Raw genomic sequence first — 21,484 nt, 5'->3', positions numbered from 1 at the left:
AGGGCCATGCGCATCATCCCCCTGCTGGGCACGCAACTGGGCATCTGGCTGGCGGATCAGGTCGCGGCCCGGAAGAACGCCTATGTCATCGCCCACGCCGTCGAGCTGAACGGCGCCATCGACGCCGCGCGTCTGTCCCGGGCCATCCGCGACGGGCTGGCGGAGGCCGACACGGTGACCGCGCGCTTCGCCGAGCGGGACGGCCGCGTCGTCCAGATTCTCGGCGGCGGCGATGCGGCGACGGAGCCGGAGCGCATCGATCTGACCAGCGTTCCCGACCCGGAAGAGGCGGCGCGCGCCGTCATGGCCGACGATCTGGCCGGCGACCTGCCCGCCGACGGCGAGCGTCCGCTGTGCCGCCAGATCCTGTTCGACGTCACCGGGGCGGATGGGGCGCCGCGGTGGATCTGGTACCAGCGCTACCACCACATCATGCTGGACGGCTACAGCTTCAACGCGCTGACCCGCCACATCGCGGACCTGTACGGCGTGGCTGTCGAGGGGCGGAGGCCGGCCCCCTGCCCCTTCGTCTCTATCGCCGCGGTGGCGGAGGAGGAAGCGGCCTATCTCGCCTCCGACGCGCTGGTCCGCGACCGCGCCTATTGGAGCGGGTTGTGCCGGGACTTTCCGGCGCCGCTGACTCTCTCGGTTCAGGGCGCCAAACCGACCGAGCAGCAGGCCACGTCGGAGGTGGTGGCCCACGCCGCCGCCCTGCCCGCCCCGCTGGCCCGCGCGCTCGCCAGGCTGGCCGAGCATTGCGGCGTGTCGGTCGCCGATCTGGCGATGGCCGGCATCGCCGTCTATCTGCACCGGCTGTCCGGCGATCCCCGCCCGGTGGTGGGCGTGCCCTTCATGCGGCGCATGGGCTCCGCCGCCGTCCATTCCGTGGCTCCGGTGGTCAACGTGCTGCCGGTGCGCATCGACCTGACCGGCGCCGGCACGCTGGCCGAGGCCGCCGGACGGGTGCGGGCCGCGCTGCGGGAGGCGCGCCAGCACCAGCGCTACGACGCGGAGCGCATCCCCCGCGACCTGGGGCAGGTCGGGTCGGGCAAGGCGCTCTACGGCCCAGTGGTCAATTACCGCCTGTTCGATTACGACCTGGACTTCGCGGGCGTGGAGGCGGTCACCCACCATCTGGCGACCGGCCCGGTCGACGATTTCGAGTTCGGGCTGATGACCCGCGGCGGCGGCATCGCGCTGGAGCTGCGCGCCGATCGCACCCGCTACGATGCTGCGGAACTGGCCCGTCACGCCCGGCGCCTGATCCGGCTGCTCGACGCCGCGGCGGCCGGCGCTCCGCTGGACAGCCTGCCGGTGATGGACGCCGACGAGGAAGCGGCCATCGCCGCCTGGTCCAGCGGTCCCGTCTTCGCCGCGCCGGAGCGCCCGGCGACCCTGGTGGAGGTCCTGGACCGCCAGTCCGCCGAGACGCCGGAGGCCACGGCGCTGGTGTTCGGCGACACCCGCATCCCCTTCGCGGAGCTGTCGGGCGCGGTGTCACGGCTGGCGCGGCTGTTGATCGCGCGCGGCGTCGGTCCCGGCGACGTGGTGGCGGTGGCGGTTCCGCGCTCCGCCGACGCGGTGGTCGCCATGCTGGCGGTTCTGGCGAGCGGCGCCACCCACCTGCCGCTGGACCTCGACTACCCCACCGAGCGGCTGGCGATGATGTGCGAGGACGCCGGGCCGCGCTGCGCGCTGACCTGGGCCTCGGTGGCCGGGCGGCTGCCCGCCGGGCTGGAGGCGCTGTGCCTGGACGATGCCGACCTGCTGGCCGCCTGCGCCGCCCTGCCCGGCGGCCCCGTCACGGCCGCGGAGCGCAAGGCGCCCCTGACGCCCGCCCACATCGCCACCATCATCTTCACCTCGGGCTCCACCGGGCGCCCGAAGGGGGTGATGAACACCCACGGCGCGCTGCTGAACCTGCTGCTGTCGCACACGGCGACGGTCTACGGACCCGCGCTGGAGGCCGTCCGGCGGCGCCACGGTGCGCGCGTCCTCAGGGCCGCGCACACCCACTCCTTCGCCTTCGATTCCTCCTGGCTGCAGATCTTCTGGATGCTGCTGGGGCAGGAGCTTCACGTCTTCGACGAGGAGATGCGGCGCGACGCCCACGCGCTTGTGCAGGAGGTGCGGGGCCGGTGCATCGACGCCATGGATCTGCCGCCGTCCTTCTGCGCGCAGATGCTGGCCTGCGGCCTGATGGAGCCGGGCCACCATCACCCGACGCTGATCCTGATCGGCGGCGAGGCGGCCTCCCCCGCCCTGTGGACGGATCTGCGCGGCCATGCCGATCTGATGGCGGTGAACCTCTACGGCCCGACCGAGAACACGGTGGACACGCTGCGCGCGCCCGTCACGGTGGCGGAGCGGCCGGTCGTCGGGCGCCCGGTCGGCAATGTGCGGGTCCATGTGCTGGACAGCCGGCTGCGCCCGGTGCCGGTCGGTGCCGTGGGCGAGCTTTACATCGGCGGCGCCGGTCTGGCGGCGGGCTATGTGGGCCGCCCGGGGCTGACCGCCCAGCGCTTCGTCGCCGATCCGTTCGGGTCCGGCGGGCGGCTCTACCGGACCGGTGATCTGGTGCGCTGGACGGACGACGGGCAGATCGACTTCATCGGGCGCGCCGACCACCAGATCAAGGTCCGCGGCTACCGCATCGAGATCCCAGAGGTCGAGGCCGCCCTGCACCGCCTGCCCGGCGTGTCCGGCGCGCTGGTGGTGGCGGAGGCGGTGAACGCCAGCCACCGGCTGGTCGCCTACTGCACCCTGGCCGAGGGGGCGGATCGGACGTCCCGCGACCTGCTGCATGGATTGCGCGAGCGGCTGCCCGACTACATGGTGCCCTCGGCGCTGGTGGTGCTGAACGCCTTCCCGCTGACCGTCAATGGCAAGGTGGACCGCGCCCGTCTGCCCGCCCCGGCGGCGGAGAACGGCGGTGCGGCCCCCGCCACCCCGGCGGAGGAGCTGCTCTGCCGCGCCATGGCGACGGTTTTGCAGTTGCCGTCGGTGGGCGCCGACGCCGATTTCTTCGCGCTCGGCGGCGACAGCATCAGCGCCATCGCGCTGGGCAGCGCCCTGCGCGCCCACGGGTTCGAGCTGCGCCCCCGCGACGTCTTCGCCGGGCGCGACCCGCGGCGCATGGCGCTCGCCCTGAAGGCGCTGGTTCCCGAACGCCGGACGGCCACGGCGCCGCCCGCCGTCGATTTGGCGGCGCTGGTGACCCGTCATGGCCCGGTCGCCGCGGCGGTGCCATTGCTGCCCTTGCAGAAGGGCATGCTGTTCCAGAGCCAGCTCGGCGGAAAGGCCAGCGCCTACAACGCCTTCACCGCGCTCGACCTCGACGGGCCGCTGGACGCGGAGCGGCTGGAGCGGGCCTTCGACGCGGTGCTGCGCCGCCACCCGCAGCTTGCCGGGCTGTTCGACCATGACGGGCGCGGCGAGCCGCTGCTGGTCATCCCGGCCCTGCCGGATGGCGGCGCCGGGCTGTGGCCCTTCGAGCACCACGACTTGTCGGATTGTGCGCCGGAGACCCGCGCCGCGGAACTGGCCCGCATCGAGGCCGTGGCGGCGGAGCGCGCCAACCCGACCGACCGTTTCCTGGGTCTGGTGAAGGCCATCCTCGTCCGCACCGCGCCGGACCGTCATCGGCTGCTGATCGCCGTGCATCATCTGGTGGTGGACGGCTGGTCCACGCCGCTGCTGCTGCGCGACCTGCTGACCGCCTACGGGCAGGGTCCCGACGCGCTGACGCCTCTGCCTATCGGCTATCCGGCGGTGGTCAACGGCCTGCTGGCCCGCGACCTGTCCGCGAGCCGGGACGCCTGGGGCGCGGCGCTGGCCGGGGCCACCCCGACCGTCCTGTTCGATCCGGCCCGGTCCGGCGGCGACACGTCGATGGAGGAGTCGGAGCTGGCCCTGCCGACGGAGCTGACCGACGCCCTGCTCTCCCGGCTGCGGGTGGAGGGGCTGACCTTGAACGCGCTGATGCAGGCGGTGTGGGGGCTTGTGCTGAGCAATCTGGCGGGGCGCGACGACGTGCTGTTCGGCACGCCGGTCTCCGGACGCTCCGCCGCCGTTCCCGGCCTGGAGGAGCAGGTGGGCCTGTTCCTGAACACGGTGCCGGTACGGGTGGCGCTGGACCCGGCGCAGCCGCTGTGGGAGCAGCTTCCGGCCATCCAGGAACGCCACATCGCCCTGATGGAGCATGACGGTCTGGGCCTGCCGGAACTCCAGGCGATGGCGGGCGGCGGCGCACCGTTCGACACGTTGCTGGTCGTGGAGAACTACCCGGACAGCGGTTGCGAGTCCCTCGACCTCGGCGGCGTCCGCGTTTCCGGCGTCCACAACCGGGGCTACAGCCACTATCCGCTGGCCCTGCTGGTCCTGCCGGGCCGGGAACTGACCCTGCTGGTGGAGAACCGCGGCGCGGTGCCCGACGCGGCGGCGCTGGCGGAGCGGGTCCGCGGCCTGCTGACCATGCTGGCCCGCCATCCCGAGACGCCTGTGGCCGCCCTGCCGACCCTGACCGAGACGGAGCGGCGGCACCTCGCCGCGGTGAACGCCACCGCGCGGGCGGTGCCCCGGACCACGCTGCGCGACCTCCTCGTCGCGCAGGCGGCGCGCACGCCGGACGCCGTCGCCCTGGTCGACGAGCGGGACAGCCTGACCTTCCGCGACGTTCGAGGGCGGGTGACCGCTTTGGCCGGGCGGCTGCACGCCCTGGGCGTGCGCTCCGGCGACGTGGTGGCGGTGGGCGTGCCCCGCTCCGCATCCCTCAGCCTGTCGATCCTCGCGGTCATCGAGGCGGGGGCGGCCTATCTGCCGCTCGACCTCGGCTATCCGGCGGAGCGGCTGGCCTTCATGCTGTCCGACGCGCGCCCGCGCGCCCTGATGACTGACGCGGCCTCGCGCCCGCTGTTCGGAAACGCGGTGCCGGTGCTGTCCGTTGATGAGGACGGCGGCGCGGTGGCTGGCGTGATCGATGAATCGCCTGTCCTCGCGGACGGGCTGACGCCGGAGCACCCGGCCTACATCATCTACACCAGCGGCACCACGGGACGGCCCAAGGGCGTGGCGGTGTCGCACGGCGCCATCGTCAACCGCATCCTGTGGATGCAGAACGAGTATCCCCTGGGGCCGGACGACGCGATCCTGCAGAAGACGCCCTGCGGCTTCGACGTGTCGGTGTGGGAGTTCTTCTGGTCCTTCCTGGTCGGGGCACGGCTGGTCATGGCGCCGCCCGAGGCCCACCGCGACCCGGCGGCGCTGGTCCGGCTGATCGAGGATCACCGCATCACCACAATCCATTTCGTGCCGTCGATGCTGGCCCTGTTTACCGCCAGCGTGGTCGAAAGCCACGGTCCCGAAACGCCCGTCTGCCCCAGCCTGACCCGCGTCTTCTGCAGCGGCGAGGCGCTGGGGCGGGGCCTGTCGCGCGCCTTCGCCGGCCGCTTCGGCGCGGCGCTGCACAACCTCTACGGTCCGACCGAGGCGGCGGTCGATGTGACCTACTGCCCGGCGTCCGGCGCCTGGATCGCGGGGGACGGCGGCGTTCCCATCGGCCGGCCGGTGTGGAACACGCAGCTCCGCATCCTCGACCACGCCCTGCGCCCGGTGCCTCCGGGCGCAGTGGGGGAGCTGCATCTGTGCGGAGACCAGCTCGCCATCGGCTATCTCGGTCGCCCCGGCCTGACCGCGTCGCGCTTCGTCGCCGATCCCTTCGACCATGGACGGCGCATGTACCGCACGGGCGACCTCGCCCGTTGGCTGCCGGACGGCGCGGTCGAGTATCTGGGCCGCACCGACCATCAGGTGAAAATCCGCGGCCAGCGCATCGAGCTGGACGAGATCGAGTGCGCGCTGGCCGCCCTGCCCGGCGTGGCCCAGGCGGTGGTGACCGCCTTGGAGCTGGGCGGAGGCGCATCCGAACCCGGCATGGACCGGCGCCAGCTCGTCGCCTACCTCGTTCCGGCGGAAAGCCACGCAGTGGACGAGGCCGCCATCCGCGCGGCCCTGCGGGACACGCTGCCGCCGCACATGCTGCCCGCTGCCTACGTGACTCTGGACGCCCTCCCGCTGTCGCCGAACGGCAAGCTGGACCGCAAGGCCCTGCCCCTGCCCGCGGTGGGCGCCCAAGCGGCCTCGTCGGGCCGTCCACCGGCGCCGGGGCTGGAAAGCCGTCTGGCCGCCATTTTCGCCGAGCTGCTGGACCTGGAGCGGATCGGTGCGGACGATGATTTCTTCGCCATCGGCGGCCATTCGCTGCTGGCGATGCGTCTGGCGGCGCGCATCCGCCGCGACCTGGGTCAGCCGGTGGCGGTCAGCCAGATCATGGTCGCCCCCACCGTCGCCCGGCTGGCCGCCCTGTTGGCCGAAGCGGGCGAGCGGGACGAGCCGGAGAATCTCGGTTTCGCGCCGGTGATCCGCCTGCGCGACGGGGCGGGGCCGCCGCTGATCTGTCTCTATCCGGGGTCCGGCCTGTCCTGGCAGTACAGCGTGCTGTCGCGCTACGTGAGCGGCGACCGGCCCATCGTCGGCTTGCAATCGCCGCGCCCCAACGGCCCGCTGGCGCTCAGCGCCGACCTCGACGAGCTGTGCGACCGCCAGCTCGCCATCCTGCGCGAGGTGCAGCCGCAGGGTCCCTACCATCTGCTGGGCTATTCGCTGGGCGGCACGGTCGCCTATGGGCTGGCGGTGCGGCTGCGGCGGCTGGGGGAGCGGGTGGACTTCCTCGGCCTGCTCGACACCTATCCGGCGGAGGCCCACGACTGGAGCGGACTCGGCCGCACCGACGCCGATCAGGCGGCGGAACGGGAGCAGGAACAGTTCCTCGGCGACGCCTTGGCCGACGTGATGGACGAGGATCTGCGGCGGGAGAAGGTGGAGATGTTCGGCCACATCTTCGGCAATTACAAGGACGCCGTCCGAGTTCTCTCGAAGGCCCGCACCCCCGTTTACGACGGCGAACTGACGCTGTTCGTGGCGGAGAAGTCGATCCCGCCAGACATTGACCCCGAGGGAAGCTGGACGGGCCGCGTCGGGCGCCTGTCCGTCCACCGCCTGTCCCACTGCGCGCACGAGGACATCATCGCCCCGGCGTCCCTGCGGATCGTCGGCCCCCTGCTCGACCGGGTGATCGCCACGGCGATGGCTGACGTGGAACCGGTCCGTGCCGCGGTGGGTGGATGACGGTGCGGACCTCCCCTCCCCTTCTGCCCTTGGGGCGTGGGGCGATCGGCGGAAAGGAAGGGCGATGGAGGCGCCTGATGTTCATAGGAATGGTGATGACGGCTCTGAACGCCTGCGTGGGGGTGCCGGACGACTCCCCGCTGACCCTTGACGTTCCTGTGTCCGGCACGGAGCGCAGCGCCGTCCTTCCCTTGGACCTCGACGACGGCGATTATGTGGAAGGCGTGCTCGATTCCGGAGCGGATGCGGCGGAGCTGCGGCTGATCGACCGGGATGGACGCCCTGTCCGGCTGCTGCTGAACGGCACGGCGGGACGGGAGGTCTTCCGTTTCGTCGCTGGACCCGGCACCGCGGCGCTGCGGGTCACGTTGCGCGGGGCCGGAAGCTATCGACTGGCGCTGACCCGCCGCATCGCCGTGGCCGACCAGCACCCCGTCCTTCAGGGGCATCTGAGCCCAACCATCGCCGCCTTGGCGGAAACGGTGAAAAACGGCGGCGGAACCGAGGCCTTCTGGCAGGACGTCGCCCGGCGCGGCACGCCCTTGGTAGAGCCGACGATGGGCGCGACGGGAACGGACCGGGTCATGATGACCTTCCTGGCGCGGGGCGCCCGCCACAACGTGCGCCTGCTCGGAGGGCCGACCTCGAACCATGAAAATCTCGAACGGCTGGGCCGGAGCGACGTCTGGTTCAAGAGCTTCGTCGTCCCCGCCTCCACCCGCCTGTCCTACCAGATCGCGGCGGACGTGCCGGACTTTCCCGGAACCTGCCGCGAATGCCGGATGGCGATCCTGGCGCAGCTTCAGGCCGATCCCCTGAACCGTCATCCCTGGCCGGCGGACGCACCCGACCCCTACAATCAGGTTTCCTTGGTGGAACTGCCTGGCGCCCCGCTCCAGCCCGGACTGGAAGGCGTTTGGGCCGAACCGGCGGGACGGCTCCTCGCCGAACGGTTCACCAGCCGCACCCTCGGGAACACGCGCGACGTCGCGGTCTACGCACCGCCCGGCGTCGATCCGAAGGGGAAGGACACCGTTCTGCTGCTGCTGTTCGACGGGCCGGACTATCTCGACCGGCACGCGCCGGTTCCGATGATGCTCGACCGGTTGATCGGCGATGGCCGCCTGCCGCCGACCGTCGCCGTCTTCATCGCCAACCCCACGGCCGAAGCGCGGGAACGCGAACTGCCGGCCAATCCCGCTTTCGCCGCGATGCTTGCCGACGAGCTTCTCCCCTGGTTGAGAGAGCGGATGGGCATCCGATCCCGCCCCGACCGCACGGTTCTGGCCGGGTCCAGCTATGGTGGACTGGCGGCGGTGTCCGCGGCGCTGGCCCATCCGGAGCGGTTCGGAAACGCGCTTTCCATGTCCGGCTCCTTCTGGTGGCATCCGGCCGACGCGTCGGCGGACCGTCCGGAACATATGGCTGGTCTGGTGGCATCGCGCGATCGCCGTCCGGTGCGCTTTTTTCTCAGTGCCGGCTTGTTTGAAACCGGAAGCGACGGTGAGATCGGCATCCTTGAAAGCTCCCGCCATCTGCGGGATGTGCTGGAGGCCAAAGGCTACAAGGTCGCCTACCGCGACTATGCCTCCGGGCACGACCGGTTCGCATGGCGCGGCGCCCTTGGCGACGGTTTGTTGGCATTGTTCGGGCGCTGAAGCAACGGTTCCGGTGCGGCCGATTTTGCGCAACCCACGAGTTGCCTGAGCTGCGCCTGTGTCTCGGGCGCTTTCATGACGCTCTCGACATGTTCCCTGGATCCCCATTGGGTGTGGTTCACGACTCTCCGGCCGTCGAGGCGGCTGTGGATGGAGAGCGGTAGGAAGCTGGGTTGGCGGCCGAGACGTGACATGCCGGACGAAAAAGTGAAGCGCCAAGTGTGGATAGTCCAATGGTGCACTGCGGCATCCGGTGCGCAGGGAATGCTGTTGTATTCAGAAGTTTCAATAAAGACATTGAAGAAATAAAAAAGAATCCGGGCAGGAAAGATTCCGCCTTTGCACGGATAATTATCAAAGTTATGCTCATTATAGGAAACGTCAAGACATCGAACACATTTGTAATACTGTGTAGAACACTAACAATCACACGATGGAGAGGCGCGATGATCATACTGCGATCGGGAGTGGTGGACTCCCTGTTCCGGAATGCGGCGGGACCGGGGTGGATCGGTGGAGTGCATTGCCTGCAGCGGAATGTGGAGTGCGTTCCCTGCAAGATCGGCAACGACCGCTATCTGATACGCTTCAACATCCCGTACTTCCTGACGCAGCACGAGCCCTACGAGAGCATCCTGCTCGAAACCCGGGACGGGGGCGTGTTCATTCCCAAATTGGAGCATCGCTACATCGACATAATCAGTGCCGATGGCGCGTTGACTCAGAATCTGTGCAGCGTCAAGGATCTTTCGTCCATCCCCAATCCCGGCGAATTCATTAAAACTCTGCAAGATGCGGTGGTTTTATATTACAGAAACTACCCGAATGCCAACCAGTTCTTTTTCATGTTCAGTCATGAGGCGAAAGAAATACTTCTAAACACGGTTACCAGCATTTCGGAGGGATTGTCGGGGAAATTCCGCATCGAACCCCACACCGATCTCAAGGAGCCTCTGTACGGCTTCTCGATCACGTCCGATGCCCTCTGATAAGAAGGATTCGTTTCATGAAGACGTATTCGATCAAGTATTTCACCATCACCGTCATCGGGGCCAACGAGGGCTACACGAACCAGATCTACGCGAATGGCAACCAGCAGTGCTCGGTGGCAATCAATGTGCAGAAACAGGTCTACGACGACTCGACCGGAAGCTACACCACCGTGCCGCTGTCGCAGAGCGAGAAGAACAGCATCACCGTGTGCATGTATTCTTCGGACATCAATGCCCCCCTCCCCTCGGGATGGTCGTGCGACACGAGCAAGAATCAATATGATTCGGGACTGCGGGGGCAGGGTTACTCGGCCTCGCTCCGCTCGCTGAACGATGGGGAGGCGTCCAGTCGGACGCAGACCTGGGATTCGATCACGCGCTACATCCGCTGCGGCACGTCGGTCACGCCGCTGCAGAACTACCAGTTCATGGCGCGCATCACGCTCGACAACGGCAAGACCTATACGACGCACTACGATGACGGCAATGTGAGCTTCGAGTCCAAGATCACCATTTGCCCACAGCGTCCTTATGCCATTCGCGTCAGCGAACTGGCCGCGCGCCGCGACGATCCTTACAATTACGAATATGCGAAGGGAAAGTACGTCGACGTGGACGTCTATTACTGGACGCTTCCGAACAATCTCAAAATCATGTCCGACTATTTTAGCGGACAGGGCTACGCCACGCCCAAGCTGGTGTGGGCGTATGCCAAGAATGACAGCAATTTCTTCATGGGGATGGCGATGCACCACGATGTGACGTCGCTGACGCTGGGCGACATCGGGCATCTGCCGTCCAACGTCGATCCGGCAACCAACATCAACATCAGCGTCGGTGCCAACATGATGCGGGGGGTTCGCTATCTGCGCACCGACACCTCCAGCGGGCTCTACGACAATCTTTTGCACTGGAGCATCACCGACAATCTCGGCTGCGTCAGCCGCTTCGTGCTCAAAAGCAATCCGAGCGATTCGGGCAACACCCTGCTCCTTGAGCAGGCCTGAGAAGGGCTGAGCGGACGCCTTTCCCGGCGATCCTTCAGCCGCCGCATCAGGGAAACACGCCGGCGACCGGGCGTGGTTGGTGGACTGCGCCAACCACGTCCCCGCATCCGACCTTCCCGATCCGCGCCCAATCAGCGAGGGGGACGACATGAGCAACGACGTCTATTCGAACGCGTTCAATTTCCAGTCCAATCAGAGCGGAAAGGTCGATCTGCGGACGGGACAATACAGTGCCCGGATCCATTTGACGACGTTGCGTCCGGAAGGCGGGGGCGGAGACGGGAAAGGCGGCGAGGCCAAGCGCGAGGTCGCGTTGACCTTCTCCATGATGAAGGCGGGCAATGACGGTTACGGGATCGGCTGGTCCCTTGGAATCAGCGAGTTCGACCTGAAGACCTCGCAACTCCGGCTCGCCACCGGCGAACGGTTCCAGGGCGACCCGCTGCCTCCGCCGGGAAACCTCCTGAATTTCCGGGACAAGAAGCTGAGAAACATCGAGGTGAGGCGAAGCGATGCCGATACCCTCCTTATCCTCAGCAGCGAGGGAACGACGGAGATGCTGACGCGTCCGGTTGCCGGCGGCCCTTACAAGACAACGGGGCTGACCTTCGCCAACGGCGAGAGGTTCGTCTTCGAATACACGTCCGGGGGATGGCTATCGCGGATACGGAACGCCACCACGGGAACCGAATTCCTCAGCCTGTCCTACGGCGGCGGCGGCCCCTCCCGCGCCCGGTCCGTCGCTTCGGCCGGCCGGGTGGCGGAGATCGCCTTCACGGTCGTCAACAACCTGATCCAGCGGGTGACCGTTCCCTACGACAACACCGGCGGCACCGCCAATCCCGGCGCCCAGGCGGTGTTCGTCTACCAATATCTCCGCTTCGCCGCCGGGTATTACGGAATTACCCGCATCGACAACCCGATGGGGGGCAGCGAGACGATCGCCTACCAGGAGCGGGGACACTCCTATTACAACGGAACCTATCTGCCCTTCGTGACGCGCTGGGAACGCATTCCGGCGGCCGGGCAGCCGAGTTCGGTGCGGCGCTACGCCTACAGTCCCACCACCAACTTCACCGGCTATCCCTATTCCGGAGGCTTCACCGCCGGCACCGACAACCTGTACCGCGTCTCCGGCACCTACGAGTACTGGTCGGAGGAGAGCGTCGTCGATTCCAACGCCGGCAACTCCGTGATGTCCAGCACACGCACCGCGTTCAACAAGTTCCACCTCACGACTTCGACCGTGGTCCGGCAGGGGGAGGCGACGACCACGACGGCTATGCTTTACAACGACGTTCCGGGAAAGCCGTTTTCCGAGCAGCCCGCCAACCTTCAGCTGGTCCGGGAGACGACGGTGACCTACGCCACCGCGTCGTCTGGAGCGCGGAGCGAAAAGACCAGGATCGAAACCGACGAGTTCGGGAACGACCTGAGCCGGCTGGAACCGACGGGGATCATGACGCAGTGGGACTATTACCCGGTCGGTGGCGAGTCCGGCCGCTGCCCGGCGGACCCGCTGGGGCTGTTCGTGCGGTTCCGCAAGCGGGAGAGCATCGTCCCCGCCGGCAGCGGGTCGGTCCGGCAGACCGATTTCCAATATCTGCAGTTCCCCCGCCTCGGCAACGGCTATCTCGTCCTGCCGCGGACCAGCACGACCAGCGCCGACGTCACAACCACCGCCACCTACCTCGACGATCCGTCCAAACCGACGCTCCACGGCCGGATCCAGACGCAGGACGTGGCGATCGGCGGTCGCACCACCACCTGCCAATACGCCTATCAGGCCGGCTCGGCGGACGTCACGGAGACCTGCACCACCGTTGGCTATGACGGAACCCGCAGCGATGCCGTGCACCGCTATTGCCCGGCGGTCGACCTGACCCTCGAAGTCCGCAAATCCGACGGGGTAGCGATCCGCTACGACTACGACGTCATGGGCCGCGTGACGGCGGAGACCGCGGCCCCCGGCACGGCGAGCGCGGCGGCCCGGCATTACGAGTATTCCTATGCCGCACAGGGCGTCCAAGCCCGGGTGACGGTCACGGATGCCGGCGGCAACCGGTTCGTCAGCCGGTTCGACGGCCTCGGCCGCGAGGTGTCCGCCGCCCAGCTCGTCGGCGGAACCACGGAGCGCCGGATGCGCGCGACGGTCTACGACCGCTTCGAACGCAAGGCGTCGGACACAGTGTTCGACCAGGTCGACGGCACGGAACTCACCCTGGTCACCAGCTACGCCTACGACGACTGGAACCAGGTGGCGCGGACGACGAACCCCGACGGCAGCGTTTCGCTGACGCGGCGCGACCCGGTCGGGAACACGCTGACCACGGGGGTCCAGGGGCTCAACACCACCGTCAACAGCTACAACGCCTTCAACCAGGTGGCCTCCGTCACCCAGGTCGGGCGTTCCGGCAGCCGCCTGCAGACGCTGACCCGGCGTTACGACGGCTTCGGCCGCTGCGTCGGGGTGACCGACGTCGACGGCCATGTCACCGAATACGACTACGACGCGTTCGACCGCGTCAGCGTGACGCGCGCCCGACCGGCGGACGGCACCGCCGCCCGCACCACGGCGGTGACCTACGCTCCGCACACCAGCGCGGAGCTGGTGGCGTCGATGGCGGTCAACGGCATCACGCTGGGCAGCCGCGCCTACGACGGGCTGGGGCGCCTGCTGTCAGAAAGCCGGGCGGGGATGGCGGTGTCGACCTTCGCGTATGACGGCGGCGCCACGCGGCCGTCCCGCAAGGTGACGCCGGCGAACGTCACCCTCACCTACCGCTACGACGCCGCCATTGATGCCGTGACCGCGGTCAGCCGCCAGCAGCAGTCCGTCAACGATTTCCAGTATGATCCGGTCAGCGGCCAGCCGCTGCGCGCCCACAACGCCGCCGCGACGCGGAGCTACGGCTATGACGGCCAGGGTTACCCGACGACGGAAACGGTGACGCTCGGCGGCGCGTCCTCCGTCTGCCGCTACACCCACTCGCCGGCCGGCCGCCTGCTCCGGACCGAGGCACCGTCCGGTGACATCGAGGTCCGCCGCTACGATTCGGCCGGCCGCGTGCGCGAGATCGTCAACGGCTCCGCCACCATCCAGCAGACCTACGACGCCTTCGGCCGGCTGGCCAGCAATCAGGTGACCCAGGACGGGACGACCATCGCCACGACGGTGGAGTACGACGATTTCGGCCGGGAGCAGACCCGGACCTTCCGTCTGGGCGGTGCTGTCCTATCGAGCGTGCAGCGCGGCTACCACCCCAACGGCACCCTGGCGAACCGGACGACGCGGGACGGCGCCAACGCGATCCTCAGCCAGGAGACCTTCGCCTACGATGCCTATTCCCGTCTGCTCGTCTATGGCTGCTCCGGCAGCCGTTTCCCCAGCGACAGCCGGGGCCGGGAGATCGCGCTGCAGAGCTTCCGGCTCGACGCGCTCGACAACATCACCTCGGTGGTGACCCGCTTCCGCGACGGCACGGTCAACACCAGCACCCGCGTCTACAACCCCGCGATCCCGAGCCAGCTGCAGCGGATCGACGACAGCCTGCCGGCGGCGCAGCGGGTTCTCAAATACGACGCCAACGGCAACCTGATCGATGACGGGGCCGGGCGGACCTTCGCTTACGACGACTTCAACCATCTGACGGACTGCTCGCGGTCGGGCTCCTATGTTTACGACGCCGAAGGCCGGCTGATCCGCCAGGCGATTCCCGACGCGCAGCCGCTCGACCTGCATTACGCCAGCGGCAGCCTCGCCGAGGAGAGCCAGGGAACGGCGTCGGTGCGGTACCGGCGCGACAAGGAGGCGGTCCGCGGCCGGACCCGGCGCACGTCCGGCGGGAGCCCGGCCGAAAGCGAGTTGTACGCCGTCGACCCGTCCGGCTCCGTCGCCGCCGCCGTCGAGGCGGGCGATCAGGTCCTTGGCCGGATGTACACGCCCTACGGCGAATCGGGCCAGCCGGGCGTCGAACCGGGGACCCCACTGATCGAACGCCAGCGCATCGCCTTCAACGGCGAGCGGTTCGACGCGATGGCCAACCTCTACCACCTCGGCCACGGGCGGCGCGCCTACAGCCCCGAGTTGATGATGTTCCTGACCCCCGATCCGCTGGCGCCGTTCTCCGGCGGCGGGTTCAGCTGCTACGCCTACTGCAAGGGCGACCCTATCAACCGCGCCGATCCCTCCGGGCTGTTGAGCAGCCTGTGGAATCTCATCATCTCGGTCGCCGCGCTGGTGGCGGCGCTTGTCATCGCCGTTGTCGCCGTGGCGGCGGCCGTTCCGACGGGCGGTGCCTCCCTCTTCTCCATGGCGGGCGCCTTTGCCCTGTTCAACGCGGCCGGCGCCATCACCGGCCTCGCCGGCGCCACCCTCGGCGTCGCCAGCGCCGCCATGACCGTGGACGACGAGAGGACCGGCCAGCACCGGGAAGGGACGATCCGCACGCTGGGGATCATCTCGACCATCCTGGGAGCGGCGGCGATGGTGATGTCGGTGGGGGCGGGAGTCTGGAAGGGGCTGCTGACCTCGCAGAAATTCTCGCCCTACCTGACCCGCGGCGCCCGTTTCTTCTCCCGGCCGGCCGCCGGCGACTACGCGCCGCTGGTGCGGTTCAGCTCGACCGCGGGGGACGTCGTTCAGATCGGTCCGATGTCGGGCGGTCAGCTCCTGGGCCGCAGCGCGCTGTCCGGAATGGGCCAACTCCTCGGCTACGACAAGGCGGCCATCCTGGCGGTGACCGGGTTCGCCAATTTCGGCCTGGGCGCGACGACGCTGGCGCTCGGCATCGTCGACATCGTCGGGGCCGGCAGCGGCGCGGACACCGGCGGCGCCAACGGCAACGGCCAGCGCGAAACGCCGCTGGACAACGGGAGCACGCCATCGTCGGCGTCGGCGCAGCCCTACCAGCCGGTCACCGGTCGGTACGAGGACACGATCACCCGGAACGGCTCGTTCAACACCGAGTTCCGCAAGCAGACGGAGGAGATCCGCGGTCCCTTCAGCCGCCAGCTCTACTACGGACGCCAGGGATGATCGCGCCGATGACGACGGCCGGGCGTGTCGCCATCCTCGGGATGGCGGGCTTCTTTCCCGGCGAGGCCGCCTTCCCCGACACCCTGTGGGAGGCGCTGCTCGGCGGTCGCGACCTGATCGAGGAGGTGCCGCCGGAACGTTGGCGGGTGAACTCCTTCCACCGGCCGACTCCCTCCGGGGAGCCGGCGGGCCGCGATTTCGTCCATCCCAGCCGGTGGGGCGGCTTCCTGCGTGGCATCGACCGGTTCGACGCGGCCTTCTTCGGCATCGCCCCCCGCGAGGCCGAGGCGATGGACCCGGCCCAGAGGCTTCTGCTGAAGGCGACGTGGCGGTGCTGGGAGGACGCGGGCCTCGCCGCCGCCGACTGGCGGGAGCGGCCGGTCGGCGTCTTCGTCGGCGGCTTCACCCAGGACTACCAGCTCCTTCAGCTGGGCGACTCCGAGGACCCGCCGGTTTCGCCGCACACCGCGACCGGCGTGATGCAGACGCTGCTGTCCAACCGGATCTCCCATTGCTTCCACTTCACCGGCCCGAGCATGACCATCGACACGGCCTGCTCGTCGTCCCTGGTGGCGCTGCATCTGGCGGTGGAAAGCCTGCGCCGTGGCGAATGCGAGCTTGCCCTGGTGGGGGCGGCCCAACTGCAGCTGGCCCCCCACTACACCGCGATCGAGGGAAGGGCCGGGCTCCTGTCGCCGTCCGGACGCTGCCGCGCCTTCGACCATCGGGCCGACGGCTATGTCCGGGCGGAGTCCGTCGCGATGGTTCTCCTGTCCCCGCTCGACATGGCCGTGCGGCGCGGCTGGCGGCGGCGGGCGGAGGTGGTGAGCACCGCGGTCAACCACAACGGGCCGGTGACGGGGGTGACGCTGCCCGACCCGGCGGCGCAGATACGGCTGGTGACGGCCGCGCTGGAGCAGGGCGGGCTGTCGCCCGACGCGGTCGGGTACGTCGAGGCCCACGGCACCGGCACGCGCGCGGGCGACCGGGCCGAGGCCGGCGCCCTGGCGGGCGTGTTCGGTGGCCGGCGCTCCGGCCCGTTGTGGATCGGGTCCGTCAAGGCGAACATGGGGCACGCGGAGGCGGCGGCGGGAATGGCCGGCCTGTTCAAGACGGTCCTCAGCCTCTCGCACCGGCGGATCCCGCCCCACCTGCATTGGCAGCGGGACCCGGACGGGCTCGACCTCGCGGAGTCGGGGCTGCGGCTGCCGCTGCGGCCGGAGCCCTGGCCGGACCGTGCCCCGTTCGCCGGGGTGAGCGCCTTCGGCTTCGGTGGAACCAACGCCCACGCCATCGTGACGGCCCCCTCCTCCCCCCCTCCCCTGCCGTCCCGAAAAAGCCAGCCCAAGAACCGGCTGAGCGCCGCCGCTGCGGACGGGCTGGTCGTCCGGCTGTCGGGACCGACGCGCGCTCACCTGCCCTTGCAGGTAGAAGCCCTCCGGACCTTCCTCGACACCACGGCCGGGGGCGCAGCCGGAAAGGGTGACGGCGATAAGGCCGACCCGGGGAACGACGATCACGGGAACGGCGATCCCGCCGCCGACGAGGCCGTGGCGGCGCTGGCGGCCGCGACCCTGCATCGGCGGTCGCTCTTCACCCATCACCTCCACCTGATGGCGTCGGATCGCAGGGATCTGCGCGCGGAGTGCGAGGCCTATCTCGCTGCTCCCGAAACGCCGGACTGGGTGCAGGGTGAGGAGGTCGCCGGCCACCGGCTGGTCTGGATCTTCGCCGGCATGGGCCCGCAATGGCGGGGCATGGGGGCGGATCTGGCCGATGCCTTTCCCGTCTACCGCGATACGCTGCGCGCGTGCGACGAACGCTACGCCGCGCTGTCGGGAATCTCCCTGCTCGCCGACAGCGCGACGGCGGACGCGCACGGAGCCGGGCTGGCGCCCGTGCCGGCCCAGCCGCTGACGCTGTTCCTGCAGATCGCCCTGGCCCGTCTGCTGGAATCCCGGGGCGTGCGGGCCGACGTGGCGGTCGGCCACAGCGTCGGCGAGATCGCCGCCTTCCACGCCGCCGGTGCGATCGACCTCGCCACCGCGGTCGCCATCGTCCATCACCGCAGCCGGCTGCAGAACCGCCTGGACGGCACCGGCGGAATGCTGGCCCTGCGGGCGGCGGTGGGCGAGGCGGAAGCCCTCGTCGCCGGACATCCCGGCATTGCGCTGGCGGCGGTGAACGGTCCGTCATCGGTGACGCTCAGCGGCTCGCGCGCGGCCTTGGCGGCCCTGGCCCTCACGCTGAAGAGGCGGCGCGTCCCCCACCGCGCCCTGGCGGCGGGCGTCGCCTATCACAGCGCGGCGATGGACGGCCTTGAGGAGGAGTTCCGCGCGGGACTGGCGCCCTTCTCCTTCCGGATCCCGGACCGCGCGCTGTGGTCGACGGTGACCGGCCGCCCCGTCGACGAGGCGGTGATCGGCGGTGATTTCCCCGGTTACTGGTGGCGCAACCTTCGCGACACCGTTCTCTTCGCCCCGGCCGTGGCCGGGATCGGCGCCGCGGGGCCGGCGGTGTGCCAGGAGATCAGCGCGCATCCGACGCTGCTGGCGACGGTGACGGAGACGATCGGTGCCCCGGTCGTCGCCACCCTGCAGCGGGGGCGGCGGGACCGGGACGCCTTCGTCGAGAGCCTGGCGCGCTGGGCGACGCTGGGGGGGCGGCCCGACTGGTCCGCGCTCCTGCCGGCGCCATCAGCCGGCGCCGTCGCGACGCTGCCCCCCTATGCCTGGCGGGAGCAGCCCTACTGGAGCGAGGCGGCCGGCATGCGGGCCTTCCGGCTGCGCCGCGGGGACCATCCGTTCCTCGGTGCCCGATGCTCGGCGCGGGACTGGGTCTGGGAGGCCGACATCGCGCCCGAGGCCGCCTGGGACTGGAAGGACCACAAGGTGCTGGGACGGGCGCGCATGCCGGCCGCCCTGCTCATCGAGGCGATGGCCGCCGCAATGGTGGCCGTGCGGGGGACGGCGCCGGGTGGAGCGTCCATTCGCTTCGCCGACCTGCGGTTCCACAAGGGCGCGCTGGCCCGGTCCGGCGAGGCGAGGCTGCGGTTCACCTTCGACCCCGAGCGCGGCGACCTCCGCGTTGACGACCGGGACGACGGCGGGCGCCTTGCCGACGCGGTGGCGACGACCGCCCTGCCCTGCGCGTCCGGCCACGCCGCGCAACGGTTCGACGGCTGGTGCGGGGAGGAGGCCCGCGCGTGGTCCGGGGACCGCTACTACGACGCCCTCGTCGGGCTCGGGCACGATTACGGGCCGACCTACCGCTGCATCGAGACGATCCGCTTCGACGCCGCGCGGAGCGTCTCCCGGATCAGCGCGGCCGCCGTCGCGGGGCTCGCTTTCCCGCCGGTGCTTCTCGACGGGCTGCTGCAAAGCCTCCTCTTCGTGGAACTGGCGGCGCGCTCGACCGACGGCCGGCGCGAGCCGGACCGTGTTCTCGGCGGCATCGCCGACGTCCGCCTGCATCACCCGATCACGGCCGCCGAACTGCCGCTCGCGGCGGCAACCCGGCTGGTGCGGCGCGACCATCGGGAAACCGTCGGCGACGCCGTGCTCACCGACGCGCGGGGGCGGGTGATCGTCGAACTGCGCGGGGTGACGCTGTCGCCGATCGAACCGCCATCGGCGTTCTCCGGTGGCCGCGACCCGGCGGATGCCGTCCTGACCGCGGTCTGGCGGCCGCTTCCGGTCTCTGCCGCCGATCATAACGGCGAGGAGCGGCCAAGCGTGGAGCGGCCGAAGCTGTCGTGGCGCGTCCTGGCCGACGAGGGCGGCCTCGGCCAGCGGTTCGCCGATCACCTCGCCGCGCGGAGCGTCGCGGAGGTCCGCGTATGCCGCAGCGCCGAGGACGCGGCCGGCGGCGATCGGGTGGTGGATTTCCGTCCGCTCGATCTCGCCGGACCGCCGGGCCGCGACGACGGCGAACGGATCGGCCGACTGATCGGCCAGCTTCGGGACAGCTGCACGCGCCTGCGGCGGCCGTCCCGGCTGTGGCTGGTGACGCGCGCCGCGTTCGCCGACGGCGATGCGGGGTCGCCGGTGGCGCGGTCCCTGTGGAGTGCCGGGCGCACGGTGGCGGAGGCGGAACGGATCGAGATGTTCGGCGGTCTCGTGGATCTTCCGGCGTCCTTGCCCCCGGACTGGTGCGCGCGGCTCCATGACCGGATGAGCGGAGCGGACCCCGGCGGCCAATTCCGGCTGGACGGCGCGGGCGTCTGGTGGGAGCCGGGAGTGGAGCCCGCCGGCGCGCGCCCCGCGGCGCGGCCGCCGGTGCTGCGCCGGGACGCCAGCTACCTCGTCACCGGCGCCTTCGGCGCCCTCGGCGGGCTGGTCACCGACTATCTGGCCGATCACGGTGCGCGTGCTGTCGTGCTGGTCGGCCGCCGGCCCCTGCCGCCTCGCGATGCCTGGGACGACGGGCACCCCGAGAATGTTCGTCGGCGGATCGGCTGGGTCCGAAGCCTGGAGCAGCGTGGCATCCGGGTCGCCGTCATCGCCGCCGACATCGCCGAGCCGGCGTTCGCGCCGGCCTTGGCGGGCGCGCTGGCGGCGCAAGGCCTGCCGCCGCTGCGCGGAATCGTCCATGCGGCGGGGGCGATCGCCGACAAGGCGCTGACGGACACCGGTCCGGCGGACGTCGCCCGTGTCCTGGGACCCAAGGTGTCGGGCCTCCACAACCTTCTCGCCGCCTGCGACGGCGGTAGCCTGGATTTCCTGTTGCTCTACGGGTCCATCGCCAGCCTTCTGCCCGCCTACGGGCAGGCGGTCTACGCCGCGGCCAACGGCTATCTCGACGGCATGGCCGACTGGCTGTGCCGCCAGGGCGTGCCCGCACGCGCGCTGGGATGGGGGCCTTGGACCACCGGCATGGGAGAGGAGGCGTCTCTCGCCGCCAGCTTCCGCGCCCGTGGGTTCTTCCCGCTCGCTCCCGCCGAGGGCCGGCAGCTTCTGGACATGGTCTGGACGTCGCCGGACCCGCAGCTCTGCTTGGTGGCCGCCGACTGGCCGGCGCTCGCCATGCACCGGCCGCCCGGCCATTGGCTGTCCCGGGGCGGGGGGCCGGGGCCGGTCGCGGCGGCCGCGCCGCGCCACGACCTGGCGACCCTGGCGGACGCCGCCCGCACCGGCGGCTCCCCGGCCGCCCGTCGCGCGCTGGCGACGGACTATCTGCGGGCTTTGGCCTCGCGGGTCATGGGAGTTTCCGTGGATGACCTGACGGGGGACAGCGTGCTGTCCTCGTCCGGCGCGGACTCGCTGATGGCGGTGGAGATCCAGATGCGGATCGCCGCGGACTGGTCGGTCGATCTGGGGATCGCCGACCTCCTCGGCCCCGTGCCGCTCAAGAGCCTCGCGGAGCAGCTGGGCGGTGCCGATCCACCCACGCCCGGCGCAGGTCCGTGAACGGGCGTTCGGATCAGATCGCCGCGCGGAACAGCCCCTGGAAATCCTCGCCGCTGGTGTGCCGCGGGCTCCAGCGGTTGCGGTCGGTCGTGTGGCTGCGCCGCGCCATCTCGTCCAGCCGGTCCTCGGTCATGCCGACATCCCGCAGGCGCGGTGGAATGCCGAGGTCGGCGCACAGCGCATTGCTCAGACTCGT

The 21,484-nt window shown here is 70.1% G+C and carries 6 protein-coding genes; all 6 read left to right on the top strand.

Going from position 1 to position 21,484, the window contains the following annotated elements; all coding sequences use genetic code 11:
- The first annotated feature begins 6 nt into the window (after positions 1 to 6).
- On the top strand, positions 7 to 7,185 hold the full coding sequence (locus tag H1Q64_RS25525; protein ID WP_237906666.1) for a non-ribosomal peptide synthetase: 7,179 nt from the start codon (positions 7 to 9) through the stop codon (positions 7,183 to 7,185).
- Between the two features lie 77 nt (positions 7,186 to 7,262).
- Entirely contained in the window at positions 7,263 to 8,843 is a 1,581-nt protein-coding gene (locus H1Q64_RS25520) for an alpha/beta hydrolase-fold protein (protein ID WP_237906665.1), read from the top strand.
- A gap of 446 nt (positions 8,844 to 9,289) precedes the next feature.
- A complete protein-coding gene (locus H1Q64_RS25515; RefSeq protein WP_237906664.1) occupies positions 9,290 to 9,832 on the top strand; it encodes a hypothetical protein in 543 nt (180 codons plus the stop codon).
- A 17-nt stretch (positions 9,833 to 9,849) separates the two neighbouring features.
- Positions 9,850 to 10,842, top strand: coding sequence for a penicillin-binding transpeptidase domain-containing protein (locus tag H1Q64_RS25510; RefSeq protein ID WP_237906663.1), 993 nt, complete (start codon positions 9,850 to 9,852; stop codon positions 10,840 to 10,842).
- Between the two features lie 148 nt (positions 10,843 to 10,990).
- On the top strand, positions 10,991 to 15,880 hold the full coding sequence (locus H1Q64_RS25505; RefSeq protein WP_237906662.1) for an RHS repeat-associated core domain-containing protein: 4,890 nt from the start codon (positions 10,991 to 10,993) through the stop codon (positions 15,878 to 15,880).
- Positions 15,877 to 21,288 carry a type I polyketide synthase gene (locus H1Q64_RS25500; RefSeq protein WP_237906661.1) on the top strand — a complete coding sequence of 1,804 codons (5,412 nt, stop codon included), beginning with the start codon at positions 15,877 to 15,879 and terminating at the stop codon, positions 21,286 to 21,288. The genes H1Q64_RS25505 and H1Q64_RS25500 overlap by 4 nt, the downstream gene beginning before the upstream one ends.
- Positions 21,289 to 21,484 lie beyond the last annotated feature (196 nt).

Origin of the sequence: Azospirillum brasilense (assembly GCF_022023855.1) — a bacterium.
Lineage (GTDB): Bacteria > Pseudomonadota > Alphaproteobacteria > Azospirillales > Azospirillaceae > Azospirillum > Azospirillum brasilense_F.
This window is presented reverse-complemented; position numbering and strand designations above follow the sequence as displayed.